The organism is Acinetobacter sp. B-6, from assembly GCF_056930735.1.
On sequence record NZ_JBXPBY010000001.1, the window covers coordinates 583073 to 608716 of the forward strand.

The 25644-nt window shown below is 37.0% G+C and carries 20 protein-coding genes; 12 read left to right on the forward strand and 8 right to left on the reverse strand.

Annotated features, from left to right (window positions below; genetic code table 11):
* Positions 1–35: 35 nt before the first annotated feature.
* The 3 genes from AC1Z3T_RS02680 to mdh form a co-directional block, all read right to left on the reverse strand.
* Positions 36–998, reverse strand: coding sequence for an alpha/beta hydrolase (locus AC1Z3T_RS02680; protein ID WP_009585453.1), 963 nt, complete (start codon positions 996–998; stop codon positions 36–38).
* A gap of 92 nt (positions 999–1090) precedes the next feature.
* Entirely contained in the window at positions 1091–1933 is an 843-nt protein-coding gene (locus AC1Z3T_RS02685) for an SDR family NAD(P)-dependent oxidoreductase (protein ID WP_100885399.1), read from the reverse strand.
* A 205-nt stretch (positions 1934–2138) separates the two neighbouring features.
* A complete protein-coding gene (mdh, locus tag AC1Z3T_RS02690; protein ID WP_005032094.1) occupies positions 2139–3311 on the reverse strand; it encodes an iron-dependent methanol dehydrogenase in 1173 nt (390 codons plus the stop codon).
* A gap of 671 nt (positions 3312–3982) precedes the next feature.
* Between mdh and AC1Z3T_RS02695 the strand changes: the two genes are divergently transcribed.
* Positions 3983–5101, forward strand: coding sequence for an OmpW/AlkL family protein (locus AC1Z3T_RS02695; RefSeq protein WP_151714361.1), 1119 nt, complete (start codon positions 3983–3985; stop codon positions 5099–5101).
* 149 nt (positions 5102–5250) lie between these two features.
* On the opposite strand, the gene AC1Z3T_RS02700 is transcribed toward AC1Z3T_RS02695, so the two are convergent.
* Positions 5251–6786: an acetyl-CoA C-acetyltransferase gene (locus AC1Z3T_RS02700; RefSeq protein ID WP_004824275.1), complete on the reverse strand. Its 1536-nt coding sequence runs from the start codon at positions 6784–6786 to the stop codon at positions 5251–5253.
* A gap of 225 nt (positions 6787–7011) precedes the next feature.
* Here AC1Z3T_RS02700 and AC1Z3T_RS02705 point away from each other — a divergent pair, with 225 nt between their 5' ends.
* From AC1Z3T_RS02705 to AC1Z3T_RS02715, 3 genes are all read left to right on the forward strand, one after another.
* Entirely contained in the window at positions 7012–8403 is a 1392-nt protein-coding gene (locus AC1Z3T_RS02705; RefSeq protein ID WP_100885398.1) for a 3-oxoacyl-ACP reductase, read from the forward strand.
* A gap of 181 nt (positions 8404–8584) precedes the next feature.
* Positions 8585–9439 (forward strand): MaoC family dehydratase, encoded by an 855-nt coding sequence (locus AC1Z3T_RS02710; protein ID WP_005032086.1) that lies wholly within the window; start codon positions 8585–8587, stop codon positions 9437–9439.
* A gap of 76 nt (positions 9440–9515) precedes the next feature.
* Positions 9516–10778, forward strand: a complete 1263-nt coding sequence (locus AC1Z3T_RS02715) for a serine hydrolase domain-containing protein (protein WP_100885397.1) — start codon at positions 9516–9518, stop codon at positions 10776–10778.
* A 14-nt stretch (positions 10779–10792) separates the two neighbouring features.
* Here AC1Z3T_RS02715 and AC1Z3T_RS02720 read toward each other — a convergent pair whose 3' ends face one another.
* Complete coding sequence (locus AC1Z3T_RS02720) at positions 10793–11377, reverse strand: TetR family transcriptional regulator (RefSeq protein ID WP_100885396.1); 585 nt, start codon at positions 11375–11377, stop codon at positions 10793–10795.
* A gap of 115 nt (positions 11378–11492) precedes the next feature.
* Between AC1Z3T_RS02720 and AC1Z3T_RS02725 the strand changes: the two genes are divergently transcribed.
* The 4 genes from AC1Z3T_RS02725 to AC1Z3T_RS02740 all read left to right on the forward strand — a co-directional run bounded on the left by AC1Z3T_RS02725 (position 11493) and on the right by AC1Z3T_RS02740 (position 17831).
* Complete coding sequence (locus tag AC1Z3T_RS02725; RefSeq protein WP_419321230.1) at positions 11493–12980, forward strand: SmvA family efflux MFS transporter; 1488 nt, start codon at positions 11493–11495, stop codon at positions 12978–12980.
* 186 nt (positions 12981–13166) lie between these two features.
* A complete protein-coding gene (locus AC1Z3T_RS02730; protein ID WP_004824262.1) occupies positions 13167–13904 on the forward strand; it encodes a hypothetical protein in 738 nt (245 codons plus the stop codon).
* 67 nt (positions 13905–13971) lie between these two features.
* Entirely contained in the window at positions 13972–16203 is a 2232-nt protein-coding gene (gene dnaX, locus AC1Z3T_RS02735; protein ID WP_419321228.1) for a DNA polymerase III subunit gamma/tau, read from the forward strand.
* Between the two features lie 908 nt (positions 16204–17111).
* Positions 17112–17831, forward strand: a complete 720-nt coding sequence (locus AC1Z3T_RS02740) for an MgtC/SapB family protein (protein WP_046761165.1) — start codon at positions 17112–17114, stop codon at positions 17829–17831.
* 61 nt (positions 17832–17892) lie between these two features.
* On the opposite strand, the gene AC1Z3T_RS02745 is transcribed toward AC1Z3T_RS02740, so the two are convergent.
* From AC1Z3T_RS02745 to AC1Z3T_RS02755, 3 genes are all read right to left on the reverse strand, one after another.
* Positions 17893–18327, reverse strand: a complete 435-nt coding sequence (locus AC1Z3T_RS02745; RefSeq protein ID WP_004824257.1) for an acyl-CoA thioesterase — start codon at positions 18325–18327, stop codon at positions 17893–17895.
* Between the two features lie 482 nt (positions 18328–18809).
* Positions 18810–19616, reverse strand: coding sequence for an OmpW/AlkL family protein (locus AC1Z3T_RS02750; protein WP_100885393.1), 807 nt, complete (start codon positions 19614–19616; stop codon positions 18810–18812).
* Between the two features lie 712 nt (positions 19617–20328).
* Entirely contained in the window at positions 20329–21483 is a 1155-nt protein-coding gene (locus AC1Z3T_RS02755) for an iron-containing alcohol dehydrogenase (protein WP_262541279.1), read from the reverse strand.
* A gap of 122 nt (positions 21484–21605) precedes the next feature.
* On the opposite strand from AC1Z3T_RS02755, the gene AC1Z3T_RS02760 reads away from it, so the two are divergent.
* From AC1Z3T_RS02760 to AC1Z3T_RS02775, 4 genes are read left to right on the forward strand one after another with little or no spacing between them, the layout of a single operon-like run.
* Positions 21606–22118, forward strand: coding sequence for a low molecular weight protein-tyrosine-phosphatase (locus AC1Z3T_RS02760; RefSeq protein ID WP_004824252.1), 513 nt, complete (start codon positions 21606–21608; stop codon positions 22116–22118).
* A 30-nt stretch (positions 22119–22148) separates the two neighbouring features.
* A complete protein-coding gene (murB, locus tag AC1Z3T_RS02765; protein WP_151798681.1) occupies positions 22149–23177 on the forward strand; it encodes a UDP-N-acetylmuramate dehydrogenase in 1029 nt (342 codons plus the stop codon).
* A 14-nt stretch (positions 23178–23191) separates the two neighbouring features.
* Entirely contained in the window at positions 23192–24340 is a 1149-nt protein-coding gene (locus AC1Z3T_RS02770; protein WP_419321224.1) for a YdcF family protein, read from the forward strand.
* Entirely contained in the window at positions 24340–25368 is a 1029-nt protein-coding gene (locus AC1Z3T_RS02775) for an alpha/beta hydrolase (RefSeq protein ID WP_004824246.1), read from the forward strand. The genes AC1Z3T_RS02770 and AC1Z3T_RS02775 overlap by 1 nt, the downstream gene beginning before the upstream one ends.
* Positions 25369–25644 lie beyond the last annotated feature (276 nt).

The following is a 25644-nucleotide window of genomic DNA, read 5'->3' on the forward strand; positions in this document are numbered from 1 at the left end:
CATCATGAAACAAAAAGGTGATGAACTCATTCAGCTTAACTCTGTTTTTGCGTAAGCCATGCAAACAGTTGCTGGTAGACTTCAGCTCTGACTGGCGGTGCAGATAAAACTAAATCATGTAAACCATTCTGTATGGTCATCACATTAACATCACCTTGGATTTTGTTGGCATATTTGATGATGTCTTTCACTTCTAAAATGACATCTGTAGACTGTGCATCCTGATTAAATTTTTTAGGATATGTGGTTTTATGTGAATGCATAATTAAACTCGGTATATTGAGGCGTACACCATGATGAATTTCTTTTTGCGCTTCAAAAATTGCATGGACAAAGCTTAAATACACTTTCGGATAAGTTTTCTTTTTCCACTCTAAACTAAAGTTCCATTCGCCTTGCAAATCTTGATGCAAACTGGTGACATACCATTTATTTAATTCACTTGGGAATTTTAAATTGGGTAAACGTTTACCCAATGCACTGAGTCTTGGAAGTGCCAGTTTCTTTTTCCAAGAGGGCATATTGAAGTCATAAAATGGGCTGTTACACCATAAAGCATGAAGGAGTGGGTGTTGTGGGTTGTGGGCAGCATATAAGGTTGCAATCAAGCCACCTGTCGAATGTCCTGCCAAAACAATCTCTGTATGACCTTCTTGCCCAATTATTTCTAATGCTTGAGCTATTTCTGCATCATATTCGCTCAGATTTAACACATAGTAATATTTTTGATGAGGGAGATGAGAACGTCCATATTTTCTTAAATCAAGCGCATAAAAGTCATAACCATGCTGGTTGAATTGCTCTGCCATCTCAGTTTGAAAGAAATAGTCAATAAACCCATGAATATACAGTACGGCTTTCTGTGTAGATTGAGCTGCTTGCTTGCGAACTAAAGTTGCGGTGACTTTACCATCATAATCATCAGGAAAATTTAAAGTCAGTTGTTCATAACCTGCACCAAGAATATCTGCTTGGTATTGTGGAATTTGAGTGGTCATGGTGAATTCCTGTATATTTATTTAATTAGAGCCTGTTAACACTTCATAGATGCTTAGATGAAATGTCAACAGACTTTTATAAAATCCCAAAATTACAGATAGTCTTTTACAAGATGATAAGAGACATCATATAGTTTTTGAGCAAGTTGCATATTTTTCGCTTTTGCTGAACGAAAAGCAGGCGTTTGCAAACTCGCATATTCACCATTACGTTTTGACCATGATGGATCAAATGCAATTTTTTTGATTAATTCAGCAGGCTTTGAGGGTGGAATGAGTCCAAGCTTGATGATGGCATATTGCCATTTCGGCAGTTCGCGATAAATTTCTGAATCAACTCCACCTGGATGTAGTGCATTGCTGGTGACATTGGTTCCTTGTAGTTGTTGGGCAAGAATATTGCTGAATAATAAATTAGCAAGTTTACTGTTTGCATAACTCAATACACCATTATATTTTTTAATTTGATCCGCTTTAAAAATTTCTGGTTTGATATTGCCTAATACGTGCATCATAGATGCTAAATTGATAATGCGCCCTTGTTCTGACTTTTGAACAAGCGGAAGCAGTTTAAGTGTCCATAAGAATGGACCGAGAAAATTCACACCAATCTGCTTTTCAAAACCATCTTCTGTTGCTTCGAGTTTCGGTGTCATCATACCTGCATTATTCACCAATACATCTATTTTAGGATATTTAGAAATAATTTCATTTGCTGTCGCATTGATTTGCTCCAGACTATTCAGATCAAGGGTAATATGATCGACTTGACCTGTGCCAAAAGATTGTAAGTAGTGTTGAGCTGCTTGAGCTTTTTCAGGATTACGGCAGGCAAGAATAACGTGATGACCTTCTTTCACAAATGTTTCTGCAGTTGCGAGCCCAATCCCTGTATTTGCACCAGTGATGATGATGGTTTTGATTGTTGTTGTCATTGCTGAAATAATCCGCTTATGTTTTAAGCATCATAGACAGGGTTGTTGATCTTTTCAATGTTTATGACAATCAGTATTGTCACATTTAGGTTAAAATTAAAAAAAGACATAAAAAAAGGAATATTGTCGAAACAATATTCCAGAACACAACATGGGCTAACAAAAAAAGCTGTTAGCTAAAGTAGTAAAGTGAAATACAAATGAATTACATTGCAGATTCGAAGATCGCAATCACTTGCGCATCAGTTGCTTTACGTGGATTTGTTAACATACAGGCATCTTTTTGAGCATTTGATGTCATCACAGCATGATCTTCAGCTTTAACCCCCAGTTCTGCTAAACCAGATGGAATACCAATGGATGCTGATAATTCACGGATTGCATCAATTGCAGCAAAAGCTGCTTCAGTGGTGGTTAATCCGTCTGTATTCACACCCATTAACTGTGCAATTTTTGCATAACGATCAGGGCAGGCGATTAAGTTAAATTCACATACGTGTGGCAATAAAATCGCATTACATACGCCGTGCGGGAGATTATAAAAACCGCCAAGTTGATGCGCCATTGCATGTACATAACCGAGTGAGGCATTGTTGAAAGCCATACCCGCTAAATATTGTGCATATGCCATTGCATCACGTGCTTCGATATTTTCACCATTCGCCACCGCTGGACGCAACCATTCACTGATCATTGAAATTGCTTTTTCTGCACAGGCATCTGTAATTGGGTTTGCAGCAGTAGATACATAAGCCTCTACAGCGTGGGTCAGTGCATCCATACCAGTTGCAGCTGTTAAAGCGGCAGGTTTTGCAATCATCAGTTTAGGGTCATCAATTGCAACAAGTGGGGTACAACGCCAGTCGACAATCGCCATTTTAACATGGGTATCTGTGTTGGTAATAATACAGAAACGAGTCATTTCAGAAGCTGTCCCTGCTGTTGTATTAATTGCAACAAGCGGAGTCATCGGTACTTTACTTTGATCAATCCCTTCATAATCACGGATATGACCACCACCAGCTGTAACTAGACCAATCCCTTTTGCACAATCATGAGATGAACCACCACCCAGTGAAACGATAAAGTCACAACCGTTTTCATTATATTCATTCACACCATTGTGAACGTTAATATCTGTAGGATTTGGTTCTGCGCCTGGGAATACGTGACTTTCTACACCTGCTTCCTTGAGATATCCAACAATAATGTCAGCAACGCCAAATTTGAATAAACCTGCATCAGTAACGATGAGCGCTTTCTTCGCCCCTAAATTTTGAGCTTTTGTACCGACTTCTTTGGCACAGCCAGGTCCAAAAAGTGATACACAAGGGATATAAAAACCGTTTGTTTGGTCTGCAATATTTTTAAAAGCCATGGTGCGATTCCTTCTACCATTGTTATTTCATGTTTCCAATAGGTGTTGTTCACCTTGAGATTGAGTATCAATATTGCAGACTAGATTGCATACCTACTAAAAACCTACCAAACACCCAACTATCTTTTTTCTAAATAAAATGATGATTTATATGATTTAAAAAAAGATATAAAGTTTTTCTTTATAATCTTACAGACAAAATTAGCGAGTTTGAATTAAAACAAGTCAAAATGATCAAAAAACTATTTTATTTGGCATTTTTTGTTTTGACAGAGGGTGAAATGCCAAATAAATGAATATTTATCTTGTATTTTTACAAGATAGAAAGGAATCTATAAAAAATCATTAAATTCTCACTTTTTGATAATGTGTTGAATTGATATAAAGTGAAATTTTATGTGAGATATTTAATATTTTTATTTTAATCTTTTTTATGGAAAATAGACTTTATAAATATCATATAATTGTTAATTTATGCTAAATGGTAAAATTAATATGTTGTTATAGAAAAAATATTAAAAATTATTTTTAAAAAATAAATAATATAAAAATATATTTTATCAATTATTGTGAATGTTGTTGATCAGAATTTAAACCATAAATATTGTTTTTTATGTATGTTTTTTAGGCGGACTACCAAGGTTGGGTAATCTCAAATTTAAGGATAAAAAATGAAAAAAACAGCTGCTTTAAAAAGAATAGTTATTGCAAGTTCATTATTCGCTATTGCCAGTTTGAGCTCTGCACAGGAATACAAACGTTTTTCAGTATCAGCAGGTTGGTTACATGTCATGCCTCAAGGCAAAGCCAATCCATTTAATATTGATACCCGTGTCAAAAATGGTACTAATGCAACGGTCGGCAGTATTTCAACAACCAGTTTTTTAAACTCAGTTGATCCGAATGCGATGGGAAAAGACTTAGGCGGAGTTCCATTCAATCAGAAAGAAGTTTTAACTGAGTTTCTTAATGATGACTTTATGAAGACGTTGTTAACCGATGGTAAGGGAAATATTTTGCCAGAGGTTGCTGGAAGTGCAAATATTCATGGTCTAGAGCATTGGCAGTCAGCAGGTACAGGATTGGAGGCTGATGATGTCGATACCTTGGGGTTAACATTGAATTATTATATTAATGATAATGTTTCATTACAATTGATTGGAGGGATTCCGCCAAAAGTTGATATCAAAGGAAAAGGAGAAATCTTTGCACCAATGACGGGTTTAGCAACTTCACCCAGTGATCTGGTTGGCATCTTATTCCCAGATGGTATTGATTTAAATCAGGCAATACCAATAACCAATTTAGGCAATAAATCTAAAGCTGCGTCAGTTCGTGCTTGGACCCCAGCAGTTGAAGCACAATATCAATTTGGACAAACAGGGGTAAACAAACTTCGTCCATATATTGGTGTGGGATTGATGTATTCACGTTTTACAGATATTAAATTAAATCATCAGATTAACAATGATTTGATTGCAGCTGGGCATATGATTCAGAATGTCATGGATGGAAAGGCAGGGGCTGCCTTAGATGGGAAACCGTCCAGCGCCAATCCTTATGTTCGGGTCAAAACAACTGATGCAATTGCTCCGATCGTGAGTTTGGGTGCGACCTATGACATTGACAGTAATTGGTTTGGGATCGCTTCGGTGTCTTATGCTAAATTAAATAATCAAGCCAAAATAGATGTGATTGATGCCAATACTGGCAATCGTTTAATTCATTCAAAAACCAAAGTAGATATTGACCCCTTAATCACTTATTTAGGGATAGGGTATCGTTTTTAAAATCAACACTATTTTCCCTAAGAATAGTGATGGTTTTAAATGGTTGGCTTCGGCTAACCATTTTTTTATAACTTATAAAAATGAACATAAAAAAAGCATCCATTCCGGATGCTTTTTCAAATTTGATTATGTTTTAAGATGAATTGAACTTATTTTTCTACAATAGCCGTTACGCCTTGACCACCTGCAGCACAGATTGAAATCAATACACGACCTGAGCCTTTTTGATTAATCAGTTTTGCAGCAGTCGCTAGAATACGACCGCCTGTTGCTGCAAATGGATGCCCAGCAGCTAAAGAAGAACCTTTAACATTAAGTTTGCTACGGTCGATTGAACCCAATGGTGCATCTAAACCTAAACGTTCTTTACAGAATTTTGGATCTTCCCATGCTTTTAATGTTGAAAGTACTTGAGATGCAAAAGCTTCATGAATTTCATAATAATCGAAGTCTTGAAGTTTAATGCCAGCGCGATCCAACATACGTGGAACGGCATAAGCAGGTGCCATCAATAAACCTTCTTTTTTACCAACAAAATCAACGGCAGCAGTTTCGCTGAAGGTTAAATATGCAAGAACTTCATGACCATTGGCTTTTGCCCATTCTTCAGAAGCTAAAAGTACTACAGAAGCACCATCTGTTAGTGGGGTAGAGTTACCTGCAGTCATTGTTGCAGTGTCACCTTTACCAAATACAGGTTTGAGTTTAGCTAATTTTTCCACTGAAGAGTCTGGGCGTAGGTTGTTGTCTTTGTCTAATCCCATGAATGGTGTAATTAGATCGTCAAAGAAACCTTCTTCATAGGCTTTCGCCATTTTTTGATGTGATGATGCTGCGAGTTCATCCTGAGCTTCACGAGGAATACCCCACTCTAAAGCAGTAATTGCTTGATGGTCACCCATAGATAAACCTGTACGAGGTTCACCATTTTTTGGCGCGTCCATCAAATCTTTAACATTGATTTTTGCCAATGCTTTAAGACGATCTTTACCTGTTTTCGCAATGTTGAGTTCAAGCAATGCTTTACGCAGACCATCACCAAATGCGATTGGAGCGTCAGATGTTGTATCAACACCACCAGCAACGCCGACTTCAATTTGACCTAATGCAATCTTATTGGCAACCAAAAAAGCAGCTTGTAAGCCAGTACCACACGCTTGTTGAATGTCGTAAGCTGGTGTTTCAGGAGCAAGCTGTGTATTGAGAACACATTCGCGTGTCATGTTAAAATCACGGCTATGTTTTAAAACAGCACCTGCGACAACTTCACCCAAGCGTTGACCCTGTAAGTTGAAACGTTCAACCAAGCCGTTTAAAGCGGCTGTTAGCATATCCATGTTTGAAGCACGGAAATATGGACCATTTGAACGCGCAAAAGGAATACGGTTACCACCGATAATTGCGACACGACGTACAGTGTTTTGACTCATAGTTTTGTCCTGTTGACCAGAAGTTTGAGTTTTAGTAGATGATGGGGTTGCTTTTTTTGTGGTTGATGCAGCACTTTTACTACGTGAAGCTGTAGTTGTAGCACGAGCCGGTTTTTTTGTCGTGCTTGCTGCAGTTGCTGCTACAGAAGTTGTGTTTGCAGTCTTGGTCGTACGAGTACGAGCTTTTGATGTATTTGACACAGATTCTGTTGCAGAATTTTCAACATTTGAATTGTCTTGAGTTGTTTTGCTCATAAGGCTTTTCCAAGCATGTTCGCAATATTCTTAGGGCTTACATTAACATATTCAAGGGTTGCTCGAATTGACTAAAATGACATTTGCATATTCTTTCAGGTCAAGTCATCATTTTGGCAACTCAAGTATGATTTAAAAGAAACTTATGGATCATAGATATTACACTGAAGTTTAAAGATAACTTATGATCTATACAAAATTAATTTGAGATGAGAGATAACAAACATGTCTGACCAATACCAAGCATTTGCAAAATCTCCAATTGGTAAATTTGTCATTAAAAATCTAGGCTTACCTTCACCAATACAATTAGAGCGCTTTGAATCTGCGACGCCTGTGGTAAAGGGTGCTGTGTTGTTAGGTGCAGCACCAAAAGGACATTTTACCAGTGAAATCGCTCAGGTTTTAAGTAACATCCATGCGAATACATATGCAGGTAATAATGCAGAGCTACAGCAAGCCGCTGCAAAAACAGGGTTGAATGTAGGTGCTTTTAACGAAGGTGATAAAGAGTCTAAGTTTAAAGCCGTTGTATTTGATGCATCTGGTATTCAAAATTCAGAACAATTACAAGAATTACACAAATTTTTCAATCCTATTGCACGTCAAATTGCGACTTCTGGTCGTGTTATCGTCATTGGTTTAACACCTGAAACTGCACCAACGATTAAACAGGCGATTGCGCAACGTGCATTAGAAGGTTTTGTTAAATCTGTTGGTAAAGAATTTAAAAAGGGTATCGCTGCTGATCTTATTCTGGTTGATGCAGATGCGGCACAAAACTTGGAGTCAGCGCTACGTTTTGCTATTTCTCCACGTTCAGCTTATGTTTCTGGACAAGTGATTCGTGTTTCTAAAGGTGATCTTGTTGATGTGGATTGGGCGAAACCACTTGCAGGTAAGACAGCGTTAGTGACTGGCGCAAGTCGTGGTATCGGTGAAGCAATTGCACATGTATTGGCGCGTGATGGTGCGCATGTGATTTGTTTAGATGTACCGCCACAACAAACAGATTTAGACCGTGTTGCTGGTGAAATCGGTGGTTCAACTTTAGCGATTGATATTACAGCTGCAGATGCTGGTGAAAAAATCAAAGCTGCTGCAGCACAGCACGGTGGTTTGGATATTATTGTTCATAATGCCGGTATTACACGAGATAAAACTTTGGCAAATATGAAACAAGAGATGTGGGACCTTGTCATCAACATCAATCTTTCTGCTGCTGAACGTATCAACGATTATTTACTGTCTAATGATGGGTTAAATGCCAATGGTCGTATCGTCTGTGTATCTTCAATTTCTGGTATTGCAGGTAACTTAGGTCAAACCAACTATGCCGCTTCTAAAGCAGGTGTGATCGGTTTAGTTAAATTTACAGCGCCTGTACTTAAAAATGGAATTACCATTAATGCTGTTGCTCCTGGTTTTATTGAAACTCAAATGACAGCTGCCATTCCATTTGCAATCCGCGAAGCAGGTCGCCGTATGAACTCAATGAGTCAAGGTGGTTTACCTGTTGATGTTGCTGAAACTATTGCGCTATTTGCTTCTTCAGCTTCTACTGGTTTAAATGGAAATATCGTACGTGTTTGTGGTCAAAGCTTATTGGGTGCATAATCCCTAAAGCAATGTCCTGTTTTAATGTGCAGGAAATGAGAGGTGTGGTTCATTGATGTGAATCAGCCTCTCATTAAATTCTGTATGAAAACACTGCATTTTCTAACTGATAATTCGTGATTTCCAACGTTAGTGTTGGATTTTTTAATATTGAATAAGAATTAATTTGCAAAGGTCTAGTATGAATACTCGCCATTTTAGTCAACTTCCAAAACCATATTTAGCTTATCCAAAAGTCATTCAGGGTTTGGTTTTTAAAAAGCCAAAAGGTGAAAAGGTACTGCCGCAAGTTGAATATGTGGTGGACTCATTTAAAATCGATCCAAACCATTTAAAAGCTTATAATGAAGTATGTGGTTTTAAGAACAATGGATATATTCCAGCAATTTATTTGGCTGTTTTATCACAAAGTTTGCAAATGCATATGATGACTTCAGAAGCATTTCCTTTTGCAATTTTGGGTTTGGTGCATATCCGCAACCAAGTAAAACAGACACGTAAAATTGGTGTGAATGAACAGTTAACTTTATCATGTCAATTTGGTGAATTAAAACCGCATGATAAAGGTGTTCAATTTGATTTTGTAACTACTGCAAAAGTAGGTAATGAGATCGTTATGCAAGGTTTAACCACTTATTTGGCACGTCAAAAAACACAAGGTGTGGTTTCTGAAAAGGCAAAAGAGTCCAAAGAGCCTAATTTCCAAGTCGCTGCGGTATGGGAAGTTTCTGAAAATACAGGTCGTCGTTATGCAATCACATCAGGCGATTTTAATCTGATTCATATTCATGCGTTGACTGCAAAAGCCTTTGGTTTTAAACAAGCGATTGCTCATGGGATGTGGAGTAAAGCAAGAGTTTTAGCGAGTCTGAATTTACCAGATGCTTATGAGGCAGATGTTGTCTTTAAATTACCAATGTATTTACCTTCAACGGTTGAATTCTTGACAGCAACATCAGGCAAAGATACTGATTTTCTGATTCGTAATCAAAAGTCACAAAAACCGCATGTATCTGGTGTAGTGAAAACTTTATAAGATAAAATACAAAGCCTAAGTCGAGATGATTTAGGCTTTTTTAATAAAAAGGCATGAATAAAAATAGGGTAGGAAAATGAGTAGCTTAACGGATATTATTTTTGCAAATACTAAAAATTATCAAGGTTATGTAGATGAGCGTTTTGAAGATCTTGCAATTCAATTTAGCCGTTTACAGGATGGTCGATGTGAAAATGGTGGAGCTGCTTTAACTGTATATTTCCGGCAAGAGAAAGTTATAGATATTTATACGGGGCAGAAATCTCTAACAGAACAGTGGAATGAGCATACATTATCTGTTTGTTATTCCACAGGAAAGGGTATTCTTGCGACCTTAGCGCATATTCTCGTGAGTGAAGGCCATTTAGATTACGATACGCCTATTGTAAATTATTGGTCTGAGTTTGGTGAAAATGGTAAACAAAATATGACTTTACGTCATATTCTCAGCCATCAAAGTGGCTTGTATGATATCCGAAATATTATCAACAGCGCCGTGGAAATGGCGGATTGGCAGCATATGCTTAAAGTGCTTGAAAAGGCGACTCCGCGTTTTGCAATAGGTACTGATATTGCTTATCAGGCACTCACTTTTGGTTGGTTGGTTGGAGGTGTATTGGAAAAAGCAACTCAACAGCCGCTTACTGTGTTAATGCAAAAATACCTAGTGGAACCACTGCAACTTGATGGTGCATATTTTGGTGTACCTAACACCGAATTAAATCGTGTTGCGCGTTTGATTCAGAAAGCAATACCTGAACAAAAAGCAGAAGGTAAATCAACTAAAAACAAAGCCAAGCAACGCAAACCCTCTTTTTCAGATAAACTGGTGGAATTAACTGGTCAGAATCCGCAAGACTTTTTAGATGCGATGGTGCCAAAAGGAATGCGCGAGTTTAGTTTTTTCAGTGATCAAGGATTGCAAGCGATTATTCCAGCAGCCAATGGTGTATTTACTGCAAATAGTTTGGCAAAAGTTTATGCCATGATGGCAAATAAAGGTGTTTGGGATGGAAAAGTATTTATTCGCCCTGAAATTTTTGCTGAATTAAGTCAAATTCAATCGATTAAAAGAGATCGTGTCATGCCAATTCCGATGAAATGGCGTCTAGGCTATCATCGTGTCATTAGCATGGGGAAGCGTGCAAAACAAGGTTTTGGTCATATTGGTTATAATGGTTCTGGAGCTTGGTGTGATCCGCAGCGCGAACTCAGTTTTGCTTATACCCATAATTTTGCAATTGGTTCAATCACAGGTGACTATCGGTTGTGGGGATTGACTCAGGAAACGCTGCGTTGTGCGGATAAGCTTTTAAAAGGCAGTAAAGGGTGGTTTTAATTGAGTCCTTGTTATTAAAATAATTCCATTTTAAGCACCAACTCTACATGGTGCTTAAAAGAATGATTATCCAATCCATTTAAACCCAATTCATAAATGCCTTCTAATCCACAGACAAATGCAATAAGCCGCCATGCGATATCTTGGCTTGAACTCGAAGTGGATATATTGAATTCTTGTTGACCTCTCCCATATTCAATCGTCGTCACTAAAGCAAGATGCCATTTTTCCATCGCGATATTATAGGCTTTTTTAATTTCTTGATCCTGATCAATCAAAACTTCTGCTTCGTTCCATAAACGTAAATAAGGTTGGGTTTGTTCAATATTTTCAATACCGAGTAATAAGCATAAACGTTCGACACTACTCTCTGTGGTAATGAGATTTTCAACTTCATCAAGCTGATCCATTAAAGCGATGAATACCTCTGCTTTTAAGTGTGAGCTGGATTCAAAATGATGATGCACTTGCCCTGTAGAAACTTGAGCTTCACTCGCAATTCGACGTACCGTTAAACCATTTAGTCCATCTTGAAGCGCCAAACGTTTGGCTGCATCCAAAATCATGTTTCGACGTTGCTCGCGATTTAAATAATTCATAATTTGGCTTTCAACATAATTTACAAAACAGATATTAAACAAAGTTGGACACTTGTTCAAGTGTAGGTATAATGCGCTATCTTGAACAAGTGTCCAACTTTTAATTAGGTGTGTTATGTACCGCAAATGGGTGATTCTCGCAATCATCGTACTCATTTATTTACCTGTTTCAATTGATGCAACAGTACTTCATGTTGCCATTCCAACATTGAGCACGGCATTATCATTATCCGCCAATGAGATGTTATGGGTAATTGATATTTACTCCCTAATCATGGCAGGTTTGATTTTACCAATGGGTGCATTGGGTGATCGGATTGGTTTTAAACGTCTGATGTTGATTGGTGCCAGTATCTTTGGTGTGGCTTCCTTAATGGCTGCTTTTGCGAATTCAGCCTATATGTTGATAGTAGCCAGAGCATTTTTAGGTGTCGGTGCAGCCATGATTTTACCTGCAACTTTGGCAGGTGTTCGGAATACTTTTTTGGATGAGAAGCAACGAAATTACGCATTGGGTATTTGGGGAACTGTCGGCGGCGGTGGGGCAGCCTTTGGTCCACTATTGGGTGGTTTTATTTTAGAGCACTTTAGTTGGGGCGCTGTTTTCCTGATCAATGTACCGATTATTATTCTTGTGCTAATTTTGACCTTATGGTTAGTCCCTAAACAAACAGTACAAACAAAGCAACCTTTAAACCTATTACAAGCATTGATTTTGGTTAGCGCCATATTGATGTTGATCTATTCGATTAAGACATCAATACATGCGTTCAATCTGTCTATAGTATTGGTTTTTGTTGTGGGCTTGGGTTTACTGACGGGTTTTGTTCGTCATCAACTTCGTACTGTCCAGCCGATGATTGATTTTACTTTGTTTAAGAATCCTGTAATTTCAACCAGTATTGTGATGGCAATGGTTGCCATGATTGCATTGGTTGGATTTGAATTATTGCTTTCTCAAGAATTACAGTTTGTGTATGGTTATACGCCACTTGAGGCTGGACTATTCATATTACCATTTATGATCGCAATCAGTATCGGTGGTCCTTTTACCAGTATCTTAATGAATCACTATGGTTTAAGACCTGTAGCAACAATTGGAATGTTGATGTGCGCGGTCTGCTTTTTTGGTTTGGCAATGACTGATTTTAATGCTCAAAATATTCAAGCATGGGTGTGGATGGTGTTCATGGGAATTAGTGTTGAAATTGCTTTATTGTCATCTACAGCTGCAATTATGTCAGCCGTGTCTCCAGAAAAAGCGACTGCTGCGGGTGCGATTGAGGGAATGGCGTATGAATTGGGTGCTGGTTTAGGTATTGCTATTTTTGGTTTGCTGTTATCTATATTCTATGCGCAATCCATTGTTATACCGTCTACACTTCCAGAGAGTTTGGTGGCTGGAGTAAGTTCATCCATAGGTGAGGCTTTGTCTGTGATTCAGCATGCAGATCCTGCATTGATGCAACAAGTAAAACAAGCCGCCTCAGAAGCATTTATCCATTCGCATAGTAAGGTATTGAGTATTTCTGGTGTGATGTTTTTAATTTTGTCAGTATTTGTTTGGCGTGCATTATCCGATAAGAAACAAATAGTAAATTAGTTGCATTTATAGTCTTGTAGTTAGAGCTTAATAGCGGTGTTTGATTGAGCTCTAACATTTTATCATTTAAAGTTGATAATAGTTTTGGCTAATTTTAATTTTTAAATGACTTTGGTTGGATTCATAAACTTTACGCTGTGAAAGCATTGTGCTAAAAAGTGCAAAATTAACTTCGATTTTAATTAAATGATAAAAAGAGAATTATCAATTACAGAATTATTTGGTGTCTTGTCTGTTGTTGCATTAACCATATCTGTATTTTCCAATGCATATTTTTATTATTCTTTAGATGCAATTTGGGTCATGTCGATTTTATCACCTACATTTTATATTTTTGAAATATTGAAAGTTCTTGTATTAATGGCAGGAAGTATTCTTGTTGTTGGCTTTTTAATGGATATATTTAAATGGATGATTAAAAAATCATATAAGTTTAGACAGAAAAAACGTTTCAAATTATCCACTCAAAATATTTTAACTGACTGTAAATATAAAGAAATTTTTAAACAAAATGAATCATTTCAATTTTGGCAAACAACATTTGTCATTGTCATTTGCACCACTATCGTTGTTTTATTCACCTTGTTTGGTTTGATTAAGTTCAATTCAATGCTGTGGAATAGTTTTCTCATCGGATTGACCTTAGGAATATTCACAAATAAGGAAATAAAAAAAGATAAAGAGCTTAAACTATTTGTATTCATTGTCTTTTTTGCATTAACAACTTGCTTCTCTGCACAAATTAAATTAAATGATATTGAAAAATTGCCGGTTGCGAAGTTGAAAAATGACAAAGAACTTATAAATTGGTATGTTTTAGATGGAAGCCAAGACAAGCTAATTCTCTTACAACAAAGTTCAAGAAATGTCATTAAAATTGTCAAATTTGAAGAAATTGATCGAATTATCTCTAATAAAAAATAACTCTACAGTTCTTCATTCACTAATTGTCAAAAAAACAGTATCCTTAGACCTGTAACTAGGAGCTTCCATGTATCAGGTACTTGCACGTAAATATCGCCCACGCAACTTCAATGAATTGGTCGGACAGAACCACGTTTCTCGTGCGCTGACCAGTGCTTTAGATCGTGGGCGTTTACATCATGCTTACTTATTTACAGGAACACGTGGAGTTGGAAAAACTACAATTGCGCGAATTTTAGCAAAATGTTTAAACTGTGAAACTGGCGTAACTTCGACACCTTGTGAAGTTTGTGCAACATGTAAAGCTGTGAATGAAGGGCGTTTTATTGACCTCATCGAAATTGATGCAGCATCACGAACCAAGGTTGAAGATACCCGTGAGCTGCTTGATAATGTACCTTATGCGCCTACACAAGGTCGCTTTAAAGTATATTTGATCGATGAAGTGCATATGCTCTCTACGCACTCATTCAATGCCTTGTTAAAAACATTGGAAGAACCACCAGAGCATGTAAAATTTTTATTTGCGACAACCGATCCACAAAAACTGCCTATTACCGTGATCTCCCGTTGCTTGCAATTTACATTACGCCCTTTGGCTGTGGATGAAATTACCCACCACCTCAGTAGTATTTTAAATAAAGAAGAAATCTCAGCAGAGCGAGATGCGATTTGGCAAATTGCGGAATCTGCACAAGGTTCATTGCGTGATGCCTTGTCTTTAACTGATCAAGCAATCGCTTATGGTCAAGGTGCAATTCATCACCAAGACGTTAAAGAAATGTTGGGCTTGATAGATCGAACCATTATTTATGATTTGATTTTGGCAATACATCAGAATCAGAGGGAACGTGTCAGTCAGTTGTTATTACAATTTAGACAGCAAGCTTTAGATGTTTCATTGGTTTTGGATCAATTTATTTCAACATTACATGAGTTGGCAATGTTGCAATATTTGCCAGATCTAAGCCTAAAATATAGTGCTGAAATAAATCAAAAAATTATGCAGTTATCGAAAATCGTCTCTGCTCAAGATTTACAGCTCTATTATCAAATTGCATGTAAAGGGCGGGCAGAGTTGCAACTTGCTGTGACACAAGAGCAAGGTTTTGAAATGACGGTATTGCGTTTACTTGCTTTTAGACCAATGCAAGTCAATGAAGTTGTAATTTCTCAACCACAACAGGATATTGAAAAGCAAGCGCTTTCAGTTGAAACTCAAGATAAACCGTTGGATATTGAACCTCATCAGACTGTAAAATCATTTGCACAAGCACAAGATCAGACGCTGCTTGATACCAAGATAGACGATGAGGCAAAGATAGACGCTGAAGTTAATATAAAAAATGAGGCTATTGAACCTGATCTATCCCAACAACAGTTGGAGCCATTAAAATCTGATTTTGCTGTAATGCCACAAACACTCTCTGTAGTGAGTGATCCTGCTTTTGATGCAGTTGAGGATGAGTTATCACAGCAGATTATTGAAGACCATGAGCCGAATAGTGATGATGCTTTTAATGAGCAATTCATTGAAGATACTGATAGCACAGTAAACACAGCACAAATACAGACTGTGGTTACTGAACCATCTCTAATCATTGATCAGCAGGCAAATCATAATGTTCAAAATGAAATGTCTATTGATACTAGTGCACCAGATTTGACGCTCTTCGGTGCTGAGCTTCATTCACAAAGTACAAATGAAAATTCTTCAACATCAACAGCAAATCAGGATGTGTTCTTTTTAGCTCCTGAAGCACAAGATCAACAGCTTAATATTGAAAATGCTGAAGCTATCCAAAAACAACAGCCAAGTGAAAATCAAGTTCAGGTGGTTAAGTCTGAGAATCAATTAGGCTCCTCTGATAATGCGCAAACACCGCAACAAATATTAACGTTACAATCTCAAGATTTAGAAGGAGATTGGACTGTTGATAAATGGGAATATTGGTTTAGAAACAGCTCGCTTTCTCCTGCTGTTCAAGAACTGGCACAACATGGTTTGATGATGGGTATGATTAATGGTCAGTCTATTTTTCAAACTTCACCAAAATATGAAAAATTACTGAATCAAGCGCAACATGATCTAGAAGCAGCTTTAAAGCAACAATGGTCACAAACGATATTTACAGTTCAGTATGGTGAGGTCGAGTCGATTACACCGTATATGATGCAAAAAGAACGTAAAGTGCGTGCTTTTGATCGTGCAGCTGAAATGCTTCAACAAGAGCCCGTAGTAAAAAGTTTGATTGATGCATTTGATGGTCAGATTGAAAATATTCAACTCAAAAGTTAAATATATTCTTCGATAACATTTGATCTGCATTCAATATAATCATATATAGATGATGGGTGATGTTTAGTGTGCAACAGGGAGGTTGCCAGTGCATCAAACAAGGCTGACTAAAAATTGAAGTGCGACTGTATACAAAATTTTAATATTGTATGATCTTATAAAATAAATATGAATTAAAAAAATGCGGTTTTTATTTAATGACTTTGTGGTTATAATTGCGCCAATTTCAACAAAGTGGTATCTAAAAATGCCAAATAGTTCGTCGAGGTACTGTAGTTTATCTATAGTGATTCTAACTTATTAAGCAAGATACTTTTGAGAATGTTGTCTTGCAATAAGATCGCATTTCTATTTTTAAATTACATTTTCTCCTTAAATAAAATACCTACTCAAGGTCTGTTTTTATATCTCTCGTTTTATCATCCTGTTATTAGGGTCTGTGGACAATTCGTCTATGTTTGCGACTAGGTGTGTTTTTTAGACGATTCTAGGCGCGAAATACGAAATTTAGTCATTCTAAATGAGTAGTTCGTAACGACGAAGCGACAAAAAACACGCTAGTCCCGAAGGGTTGTGGTTAAAATTATCTCAGGCTACGTTATGAAACTCAAAAATAGTCTCGCTATTCTCTTCATTTCATGCCTTGCCTGCTCAATTTTAACCTACAACGCAAGCCATTTATGAAATGTCCACAGCCCCTAATGTAAAGAAGGCAACTTTGGTTCAAATATCAGACTATTTATATCTAACTGATTTTTTGAAATTGAAAATCTTTAAAGTGTTGAGTTTTAATACTTTGCAATACTTTTGTCATTTGAATGTGATAAAACAGTGAAGGATTTTTATTCCGTTATTCATGAGATAGCAAAGATATAGACCATAAATTAAAATAACTGTGGAGCGTATAGATGCAACTCCAATTTATGCAACATTTAGAATTAACAAACATGCTTGATACATTGATTAGTCTTTTTTCTGCCTTTATTTTAGGTGGTTTGATTGGATTTGAGCGACAGTATCGACAACGTACAGCTGGTTTGAGAACCAATGTTTTGGTGGCTGTGGGTGCTGCTATTTTTGTTGATATTGCCAATAATTTAACTGGCGCTGATGGTTCTGTTCGAGTAATTGCCTATGTTGTTTCTGGTATTGGCTTTTTAGGTGCAGGCGTGATTATGCGCCAAGAGGGTAATATTCAAGGTCTGAATACGGCTGCAACGCTATGGTGTTCTGCCGCCGTGGGTGCAGCAGCAGGCTGTGATCGTATTGTTGAAGCATTATTGGGAACACTCTTTATTTTGGCTGCAAATACTTTGCTACGTCCGATTGGTCATATTATCGACCGCAAGCCACTCAATGTTGAGTCAGAAATGCAACATGAAATTTATGTGGTGTGTCAAAAAGAACATAGTAAGCATGTTATGGATGAGTTGAGTAAAGCTTTAAAGCATTATCACTTTCCAGCCAAAGATTTTGACGTAGAGCCTTTTGGAGAACAAGATGTTGAGATTAAGGCAATTTTGATTGCAAATTCGGTTGAGGAAAAAGAAATTCAGCCCATTATTGAAATGTTAAATCAAATGCCTGAAGTCAGTCAGGCTTTTTGGGATCAAAATACTTTAGCTTAAATTCTTATCCTTTAAATATAGTTTATTCGATCTGGCTTTTAACTATAGAGCTTAAAATGAATTATTCACTAAGATAAATCTGTAAAGCATCTCGCATATCTTGAGGGATTGGGGTGCTTTTTTTTGTCTCACGAGAGACAAATACATGAACAAATTGCCCCTGAGCTGAAGCTTGGCTTTGTCCTTGTTTAAAAATTGCTAAATCATAAGTCAGAGATGCGTTTCCTATTTTTGAAATGGCAACGCCTACTTCAATAATTTCGGGGTAAGTGAGTTCTTGAAAAAAATCACAAGAAGAATTTACAACTAAGCCAATGATCGGCGATTGATGGATATCAAAGTCCGCTTTTTGAATTAATAAAGCATTGGCTGCGGTATCGAAATAACTATAGTAGGTTACATTATTCACATGACCATAAATATCATTGTCAGCCCAACGTGTTTGAATTGGGAAAATAAAGGCATATTGATCACGTAATTTTATTTGTGGTTTCATTTTACTTTACTCTGCGCTATACGGACATTTACATTAAAACGATGACAGTGTGAATAAGAAGCGATGTACATCAAATTTAATCAATTTCTCATCATATCATTCTACAAGAGTGAATAGATATGACGATGTTTTTCGTATAAAGCGTATCTTTTATCCAATTTTAGATTTATTTATCTTACTGATACCATCTCATAAAACTTGGATAATAGAGATCAGGCATTTTCACAGCCTTATATTTTAACAAAAATTTTGATTAATTTACTTCAGTGATGTCTTACTTTCCAGAGATGACAGAGATCTTTTATGGGATGAGAGCGTTGTTTGTTTTTATTCAAAATGATGATTGTTTTAAAGCGATCCTATTTTGTTGGATACATCGCAGGATGATATGTATTAAGGATGATTTAAAAAATAAAAAGCTCATTAAGTATGACTCAATGAGCTACAGAAAATGAAGGCTGATCTCAATCAGACTTCATTAATTAGAAACGGTAGCCTAGACCTAAATAAGTCACAATTGGTTTAATTTCAATACTGCTTTGACCTGAGATCAACGTTGTTGTTCCAGCTGGTGTAGTCGCATTTACATTTAATTTAGCTTTAGTCGTAAGGTGTGCATAAGACACAGAAGCTGTTGCATACCAGTTTTTGTTGATGTTGAAATCAGCACCAAGAATAGCCACTGGTGCAAAAGCATCATCAACTTTTACTTTACCCAATTCTGGATTGAACGCAGCAAGATAAGGATTTGCCTTCAGTGCCTGATTAATCGCAGGGTCAGTTTCAACATTTGAGAAGTGAGCATACATCAATCCAGCACCAACATAAGGGCGAATTTTATTGTTGATCGAGCCAAAGTGGTAACGACCAGAAATGGTTGGTGTATAGGCATCTGTAGTTGCAGCTTTGTCATATTTGTTGAGGTCAATGACATTGATCCCATGAACTTTAATGCTGCCTTTGCCTGCAAGTTCCATTTCAGGAGGTGCGCCCAAAGTTAATTCTAATGAAACGTTATCATTGACGAAATAATCAAGCATCAAACCTGCAGTATCAGCATTTTGTACTTCAAAACCAGCATCAGGATTAGCTGCTTGTAAATTAGCCAAGGGACCTAAGTAAGGTGAATTACCTGTTTTCCCATTGACACCTTGTCCCTTACTTTGTGGCATTACATGCAACCAACCTGTAGAAACAGCAAAAGTTTTACCGTCTGAAGTCGCTGCATGAGTAACAGTGTTTAAGCCAAACGCTGCTAATGGTAAAATCGCCAATGTAAGTTTTTTCATAGAATCATTTCCAATACTGTCTGTTATCTTAATTTCCCGATTAAGATCGTCGGCGATTTTAGAGTAATTATTTTAGAAGTTAAACGGAAAACACGGTAAATTATCAACCAGTCAGTCATACAAATAATAAGTAATTAAAATAATATTATGATAATTAAAGTTATAAATAGATATTTTTTAAAATACGCAATAATCTATTTGATTAAAAAATAGAATTTTATTGACTGTTTTTTGCACATGTTGATAATTTAAGGTTTTTCTTGTGAAGATTTGTTCGCGGATTTTAGCAATTTCTTATGCTAGAGGAATCAGGCTAGTCTTTCATGATCAAAAGACAGTTTTTACTTTTTGTTTGAAATGTAGTGCATTACCTAAGTAAATCGCTTTATAGCTTAACTGTATTTAAAGATGATTTTACAACATCAATCGCAAGCATTCTGATGATGTGTTTTAAGTTGGTTGATACTTTACAGATGCTTGTAATAAAGATTTTTTTAGATATCACTTGGCAGGTTTTGTGAAACTCAGTGATGCTAAGTCAGCAAAACCTAAGGTAGACCTCGTAAAATATCTCTATTCAGTTGGTTGTGATTAAAGTCTTCCTCTACTGCATTTTGAAACTCGACAATAGTATCGCGATTGTTGGTATCTCACTTCTTGTTTATGTCGTATTAATCGATAACGCAATGTGCTGTTGAAATCTCAATAGACCCTAATAAATTGCCTGATAAATGTTGAGTGCATCGGTGTAGTTTAAAACCTTAGGATTGTTTTGTAATAAGCGTGTTTGAAGCATTGCATCTTCTGCAAGGACTTCAAGTTGTTGAGATTGTACATTTAACTCTCTCAGTTTTAGGGTTAAGCCGCTATTGTTGAGATGGTTTTGCATATGGTCGATAAATAAATCACAGAGACCTTCAACACTGCCTTTACTATAAGGATCTAACCATTGCATCAGTTCAGCGTAGTGAGCTTTGGCTTCAGAGGCATTAAATTTTAAAACCTCTAATAGAACCAAAGCATTGGTGTGTCCATGAGATAAGTGGAAATGTCCACCTAATGGATAGGCAAGGGCATGAACAGCGCCAACAGGCGCGTTGGCGAATGCTTGTCCTGCAAGCATTGACCCTAGAAGCATATTTTGACGTGCTTGCATATTCATCCCATCCGCCAAGACAAGTTTCAAGTTTTTATTGAGAAGTTTCAGTGCTTGTTTTGCCAACATGTCAGCATAAAAGTTTTTCTTTATTTTTGAAGTATAGGCTTCGATGGCGTGCACCATTGCATCAATGCCAGTTGCGGCTGTGATATGTGATGGCAGACCAGTGGTAAATGTGGCATCAAGGATTGCGATATCCGCATATAAGATCGGTGAGACAATTCCTGTTTTTGTCGTTTCACCTGTCGTAACAATGGAGATCGGCGTAACTTCAGAACCAGTACCGGCAGTGGTTGGAATCAGAATTAAAGGAAGTCTTGGTCCATGAACATTATTGATACCGTAGATCTCTTGAATACTTTGGGTTTGTTGAGCATGAGCCAGTACTGCAATAAGTTTGGCAACATCCATTGAGCTGCCTCCACCAAAACCAATCACAACATCGACTTGATTTTTTTTGGCAAACTCCACTGCGGATAGAACAATATGTTCTGCAGGGTCAGCCTGAACGTCAGCGTAAATTTCATAAGCCAAATGAGCATCTTCTAAAATTTTCAGTACAGGTAAATGCAGTGCATGTTGAATCATCCCTGCATCTGTTACAAGCAAGGCTTTTTTATATTTGTTAGCTAAAATGGTTTTTAATTCTTGGACTGTTCCTAGCCCAGAAATAATATTGGCTACAGTTTGAAATTGGAAATGCTGCATTGTGTACTATCCTTAATCTGTCATCACAAAATTAACATTATTGTTTTAAGGTTCTATAGGATTCACTTGCTAAATAACTTAACATAAGCGCTTATAAAAGAAATGATCATTTGAGGCGGTTTATGTTATCCAAAATGCCATACAAGGTTTTATGTGTGTGCTTAGGAAATATCTGTCGTTCACCTACAGCAGAAGTCGTGTTGCGACATTATTGTAATGAACAGCAATTGAACGTGATTGTGGATTCAGCTGGAACGAGTAATTATCATCCGAATAAATCACCTGATCACCGCAGTCAAAAACATGCAATAAAAAGAGGCTATGATCTTTCAGATTTGCGTGCTAGACAGTTAAAAATACAAGACTTCTTAGATTTTGATTTAATTCTTGCAATGGATCATGAAAATTTAGCGAATATCAAATCTTTGCTTCAACAAGCGATTCAACAATTTGGTGTACAGTCTGTTAAAGCACAAGTTGCGCTGATGAGTGAACATGATGCTGATTTTCCGAAGCAAGCCATTCCTGACCCTTATTATGGTGAAGCAGATGGATTTGAGCGTGTTCTTGATCAATGTGAGTCAAGTAGTTTAGCGTGGGTGCAAGTTTTTCAGCAACAGTTTCAATATAAGTAATTGATATACATTAGGAATGAAATTTAAGTTATGAATATTGAATCTCAGGTTCAACTTAAACCATTTAATACACTCCGTTTAGACTCAGTTGCATCACATTTTGTCAAAGTACAATCTGTTGCTGACCTTCAAAGTGCACTGCAATTTTCCAAACAAAATAATTTAAATGTGCTGGTTCTTTCAGGTGGAAGCAATATGATTCTTCCTGAGCATATTCATGCCCTGGTTGTTGCGATCGATATACAGGGGATAGAGTTTATCGGTGAAGACGAACGGAGTAAAACAATAAAGGTGGGTGCAGGGCAAGTCTGGCATGAATTTGTATTGTGGACGACTTCACAGCATCTTTATGGTTTACAAAACCTTGCATTGATTCCTGGTTTGGTAGGTGCTTCTCCTGTACAAAATATAGGGGCTTATGGCGTTGAAGCAGGTGAGTTTATTGAATCTGTGGAAGTATATGATCGTGAATTAGAGCAAATGCATTCCATCTGTGCTCAGGATTGTCAATTTTCTTATCGACACAGTATTTTTAAAGATGATCCAAATCGTTATGTTATTACTCATGTGATTTTTAGATTACTGAAACAGGCTGAATTAAAAATCAACTATGGTGATTTAAAAGCAGCAATGGCAGATGACTTGAGTGCGGAGAATTTGCAAAAACAAGTAATTCAAATTCGACAAAGTAAACTTCCTGATCCTAAGGAATATCCAAATGTCGGAAGTTTCTTTAAAAATCCGATTATTGGGCGAGATGTATTTTCACAATTAATTGCAAAATTCCCTAATATTCCACATTATCCTCAAACAGAGGATCGCGTTAAAATTGCAGCTGGTTGGCTGATTGACCAATCAGGATGGAAAGGTAAGCAACTTAATCAAGTTGGCATGTTCCATAAACAAGCTTTAGTTCTGGTGAATTATGCGGATGCAACATTGTCAGATGTTCAAGCGGCTTATCGAGCTGTTCAGCGGGATGTGTTTGATCAGTTTGCTGTGCAGTTAGAGCCAGAACCTGTACTTTTTAACGAAATGGGATTAATTCAGAACCATTAACATTGAGTCTATATATGGTTAAACAGCATTGGATGGTCAGATTTTTACGGATGGTTGCAATACTATTTGTACTTTTTGGCTGTCTGATTGTATTTTGGTATACGCCATTTTATTCGAACCTTATGGTGAGGATTCTCAATACATTTGTGCCTGTTGAAGTCAATCAGGTTGCCGCAAAAAGCCAACAAAATGCGGCATTATCTGAAACAGAAAACTTAGAACCAGGTTCGGATTTGTGGATTGCTCGTCAAGCTTATCTAAAGTTGATGGAAGAACTGTTAAAGAGCAACGATGCGAAGGATTTGCTTGCTCTTCAATTGCGTTATCGAGCTTTACAGGAAAAAATTGCCAAAGAACAAAAAGAAGATGATGAAGAGCAAATCAAGCCAGTGATTCCTTTAGTGTCTGAACATGCAGCTTCTGATGCTGTAGAAGAGCAGCCTAATGATGTGGTTAAAAACTTATTAGATTTAAATAGTGAAGACAACAAAGCGCTGATGGATGAATATTTAACTTTCTTAAAAAAATATAAGGTTGATGATAAGGCTTTATATGAAAATCCCTCAGCTTCTGCCGTTGAATTATCAAGTTCACAAGTACAACAAGATTTAGAAAGCTTACCCAATAAAAATAGTGAACTCCCAAAACCAGTCAGTCAACCTTATGCCATTGTGGTTTTGGGTGGTGGTCTAACTTTAGATAAAAATCAGAAAGATATTATTGTCAATGATTACACTAAACTAAGACTGGAAACGACTATTGAACTAGAGAAAAAAATCAAACTGCCTATTGTGTTGAGTGGCGTTGAAGCACCTTATATGCAAAAGTGGTTGGCTGAACGTGGGGTGCAGGCAAAATTATTGGAAAATCGCAGTATGAATACCTGTGAAAATACACGTTTTAGCTCATTACTATTACAAAAAAAAGGTGGAGCACCTACAGTCATGTTGATTACAGATCGTTATCACATGCCTAGAACACGTCGTTTATTTGCATTGAATGGTATAGAGACCATTCCAGTGGACGCACCAATGCCTACTCAACTTACAGAATGGCAACCAAGCAAACAGAATTATGATCATAGCCGCAGAGCCAACTATGAAACTTTAGCAACAATTCGAGATATGTTGTTTGGTTCGAGTGGCTGTAGAGAGGTGCCTTAATGGCGGATATCCCATTTTTAAATCCTACAATTTTAAAACAACTTGATTTGCCAGTACCAAGTCGTGATACCACACCACAACTATTAGAAGCTTTAAATTTAAATCGTGCCTATGTGCCAAACCAAGAAATAAAGGCTTATCAACGACTTTATGGTTTTGATCAATTAGATTGTGTTCAATGGCAAGGCTTTATTGACATGCCGTTGTTTAAACTGCATGTTCAGGTATTTAAGCCTAAAATTGAAAAAGTAAAAGGAACAGTCTGTTTATTACATGGTTATTTAGAGCATAGTGGTATCTATCAACCGATTGTTAAAGAAATCCTTGAACAAGGCTTTAGTGTTATTACTTATGATTTGCCAGGACATGGTTTAAGTAATGGCTCTCCAGCAAATATTAAAAATTTTGACCACTATCAACAAGTGCTGCATGCTGTTTACCAATATGTTAAAAACTCACAGCATCTTCCTAAACCTTGGTTGGGGGTAGGACAGAGTACAGGTGGTGCAATTTGGATGCATCATTTACTTGAATATGCACAAAAAAGAGAAAATCCAATTGTTGATCGTGTTTTACTCTTATCACCTTTGGTGAGACCAGCTAAAACCGCATGGTGGCACAATTCTATTGGTTTGGGCATTATTCGTAGAATTAAAAGAGAAGTTCCTCGTCATTTTAAACGCAACAACCATAATCCAGAGTTTTTAAGATTTGTACGACTAAAAGATCCTTTGCAACCCCGTATGATGGGAATGGACTGGATTCTAGCAATGTCGAAATGGATGCAGGAAATGGAAGAATTTCCAAAATGCCGTATACCTGTGTGGTTGGCACAAGGTGCTCAAGATCAAACAGTGGATTGGAAATATAATATTGATTTCGTACGTCGCCAATTCAGATTGCAAACTTTATTAATTCTTGAAGAAGGATCGCATCAACTCATTAATGAACGTGCAGATATTCGGGCAGCATTAACGGGATTAATCCCTGCTTTCTTACATGCACATTCTTCAGGTGATTATTTTTGAATAAGAATCAAATAACGACTATTGATTGATGAGGGCTTTTTTAAGATTTTAAAAGCATGAGTTTAAAGAAGTGCTTAAAAAATGAGTGAAAAATACAGTTTTTTTTACGCTTTTTGTTGAAAAAATAACCATGTGGTTGAAAAAGTTTAAAATAGGGGTTGCGTGTCTATAAAAAATATATAGAATACGCAGCATCCCGACGCGATACAGCAAACGAACTTAGCTTAGAGGGTTAAGTTGTTGAATGTTTATTGCGTCTTATTTATCGCTGACGAG

What these genes read in the sequence shown, in the direction of transcription:
- AC1Z3T_RS02680 (WP_009585453.1), bottom strand. Translation starts at nt 998, where the DNA reads ATGACCACTCAAATTCCACAATACCAAGCAGATATTCTTGGTGCAGGT.
- AC1Z3T_RS02685 (WP_100885399.1), bottom strand. Translation starts at nt 1,933, where the DNA reads ATGACAACAACAATCAAAACCATCATCATCACTGGTGCAAATACAGGG.
- mdh (WP_005032094.1), bottom strand. Translation starts at nt 3,311, where the DNA reads ATGGCTTTTAAAAATATTGCAGACCAAACAAACGGTTTTTATATCCCT.
- AC1Z3T_RS02695 (WP_151714361.1), top strand. Translation starts at nt 3,983, where the DNA reads ATGAAAAAAACAGCTGCTTTAAAAAGAATAGTTATTGCAAGTTCATTA.
- AC1Z3T_RS02700 (WP_004824275.1), bottom strand. Translation starts at nt 6,786, where the DNA reads ATGAGCAAAACAACTCAAGACAATTCAAATGTTGAAAATTCTGCAACA.
- AC1Z3T_RS02705 (WP_100885398.1), top strand. Translation starts at nt 7,012, where the DNA reads ATGTCTGACCAATACCAAGCATTTGCAAAATCTCCAATTGGTAAATTT.
- AC1Z3T_RS02710 (WP_005032086.1), top strand. Translation starts at nt 8,585, where the DNA reads ATGAATACTCGCCATTTTAGTCAACTTCCAAAACCATATTTAGCTTAT.
- AC1Z3T_RS02715 (WP_100885397.1), top strand. Translation starts at nt 9,516, where the DNA reads ATGAGTAGCTTAACGGATATTATTTTTGCAAATACTAAAAATTATCAA.
- AC1Z3T_RS02720 (WP_100885396.1), bottom strand. Translation starts at nt 11,377, where the DNA reads ATGAATTATTTAAATCGCGAGCAACGTCGAAACATGATTTTGGATGCA.
- AC1Z3T_RS02725 (WP_419321230.1), top strand. Translation starts at nt 11,493, where the DNA reads ATGTACCGCAAATGGGTGATTCTCGCAATCATCGTACTCATTTATTTA.
- AC1Z3T_RS02730 (WP_004824262.1), top strand. Translation starts at nt 13,167, where the DNA reads ATGATAAAAAGAGAATTATCAATTACAGAATTATTTGGTGTCTTGTCT.
- dnaX (WP_419321228.1), top strand. Translation starts at nt 13,972, where the DNA reads ATGTATCAGGTACTTGCACGTAAATATCGCCCACGCAACTTCAATGAA.
- AC1Z3T_RS02740 (WP_046761165.1), top strand. Translation starts at nt 17,112, where the DNA reads ATGCAACTCCAATTTATGCAACATTTAGAATTAACAAACATGCTTGAT.
- AC1Z3T_RS02745 (WP_004824257.1), bottom strand. Translation starts at nt 18,327, where the DNA reads ATGAAACCACAAATAAAATTACGTGATCAATATGCCTTTATTTTCCCA.
- AC1Z3T_RS02750 (WP_100885393.1), bottom strand. Translation starts at nt 19,616, where the DNA reads ATGAAAAAACTTACATTGGCGATTTTACCATTAGCAGCGTTTGGCTTA.
- AC1Z3T_RS02755 (WP_262541279.1), bottom strand. Translation starts at nt 21,483, where the DNA reads ATGCAGCATTTCCAATTTCAAACTGTAGCCAATATTATTTCTGGGCTA.
- AC1Z3T_RS02760 (WP_004824252.1), top strand. Translation starts at nt 21,606, where the DNA reads ATGTTATCCAAAATGCCATACAAGGTTTTATGTGTGTGCTTAGGAAAT.
- murB (WP_151798681.1), top strand. Translation starts at nt 22,149, where the DNA reads ATGAATATTGAATCTCAGGTTCAACTTAAACCATTTAATACACTCCGT.
- AC1Z3T_RS02770 (WP_419321224.1), top strand. Translation starts at nt 23,192, where the DNA reads ATGGTTAAACAGCATTGGATGGTCAGATTTTTACGGATGGTTGCAATA.
- AC1Z3T_RS02775 (WP_004824246.1), top strand. Translation starts at nt 24,340, where the DNA reads ATGGCGGATATCCCATTTTTAAATCCTACAATTTTAAAACAACTTGAT.